This is a genomic window from Virgibacillus salexigens, from assembly GCF_014905415.1.
Taxonomy (GTDB): Bacteria; Bacillota; Bacilli; order Bacillales; family Amphibacillaceae; genus Virgibacillus; species Virgibacillus salexigens.
Genome location: NZ_BNEO01000154.1, coordinates 1 through 301, shown reverse-complemented (window position 1 = coordinate 301; position 301 = coordinate 1). Strand labels below are relative to the sequence as shown.

The following is a 301-nucleotide window of genomic DNA, read 5'->3' as shown; positions in this document are numbered from 1 at the left end:
GCTACAAGAAGAAGGAATTCGAATTGTATCTGGTGGCTCAGACAACCACTTGCTATTATTGGATGTTACGCCATTAGGTTTAACCGGGAAAGTTTCAGAGAAGGTTTTAGACGATATTGGGATTACTGCAAATAAAAATACCATTCCTTTCGATAAAGAAAGTCCGTTTGTAACAAGTGGTGTACGAATTGGAACCGCAGCCGCCACCCCTCGTGGGTTCGGCAAAGAAGAAATGAAAGAGATAGCAGCAATTATTGCACTCACACTGAAAAATCATGAAGATGAAAATGTGTTAAAGACA

Annotated in this window: 1 pseudogene; it reads left to right on the top strand. The window is 40.2% G+C overall.

Annotated elements, in window-relative coordinates:
* Positions 1–301: pseudogene (locus tag JKP73_RS22650) on the top strand (serine hydroxymethyltransferase); the annotation flags it as partial.